Origin of the sequence: Sphingosinicella rhizophila, assembly GCF_032378825.1 — a bacterium.
Classification (GTDB): domain Bacteria; phylum Pseudomonadota; class Alphaproteobacteria; order Sphingomonadales; family Sphingomonadaceae; genus Allosphingosinicella; species Allosphingosinicella rhizophila.
On sequence record NZ_JAVUPU010000021.1, the window covers coordinates 1 to 1,195 of the forward strand.

General features: G+C 62.7%; 1 protein-coding gene. It reads right to left on the reverse strand.

Going from position 1 to position 1,195, the window contains the following annotated elements:
• Nucleotides 1-1,195: 5-aminolevulinate synthase (gene hemA, locus RQX22_RS19210; protein WP_410001669.1), on the reverse strand; the 1,195-nt coding region annotated here is incomplete at both ends.

Genomic DNA, 1,195 nt, shown 5'->3' on the forward strand with positions numbered 1-1,195 from the left:
GCCGCGAGTTTCATTTCCATTCGGCTCCAGATTTCGACGAGGGCCTGTGCGAGTTCGCGCATATTTTGGTGGCTATGTGCGGGTCCTGGGGTGAAGCGGAGGCGTTCGGTGCCGCGCGGCACGGTGGGATAATTGATCGGCTGCACATAGACGCCATATTCGGCCAGCAGGATGTCGCTGATCTTTTTGGCGCGGACCGGATCGCCGACCATCAGCGGCACGATGTGTGTGGTCGATTCCATGACCGGCAGATGGGCCTGGGCGAAGATCTGCTTGAGCAAGGCGGCGGCGGCCTGCTGGCCTTCGCGTTCGGCCGACGATTGCTTGAGGTGGCGGACGCTGGCCAGGGCGCCGGCGACCAGCACCGGCGACAGCGAGGTGGTGAAGATGAAGCCGGGGGCGTAGCTCCTGACGACATCGACGATGTTGCGGTCGGCGGCGATATAGCCGCCCATCACGCCGAACGCCTTGCCCAAAGTGCCTTCGATGATGGTGAGGCGGTGGGCGACCTCGTCGCGTTCGGAAATGCCGCCGCCGCGCGCGCCGTACATGCCGACGGCATGGACCTCGTCCAGATAGGTGATGGCATTATAGGTGTCGGCCAGGTCGCAGATGGCGGCGATCGGCGCGACGTCCCCGTCCATCGAATAGACGCTTTCGAAGGCGATCAGCTTGGGCACATCCGGATCGGTGGCGGCCAGCAGCTCTTCCAGATGGGCAAGGTCGTTGTGCCGGAAGACCCTCTTCTCGCAGCCCGAATTGCGGATGCCGGCGATCATCGAGGCATGGTTCAGCTCGTCCGAGAAGATGACGCAGCCCGGCAGCAGCTTGGCCACCGTCGACAGCGTCGCCTCGTTGGAAATATAGCCGGAGGTGAACAGCAAAGCCGCCTCCTTGCCGTGAAGATCGGCAAGCTCGGCCTCGAGCTCGATATGATAATGGGTGTTGCCGCCGATGTTGCGGGTCCCGCCCGAGCCCGCCCCGACATCGTGCAGCGCCTCTTCCATCGCCGCAACAACCGCAGGATGCTGGCCCATCGCCAGATAATCGTTCGAACACCAGACCGTGATCGGCTTGGGACCATTATGCCCGGCAAAACAGCGCGCATCCGGAAAACTGCCCTTGTTGCGCAAAATGTCGATGAACACACGGTAACGACCCTCGGCATGAAGCCGATCAATGGCCTGCGCGAAGA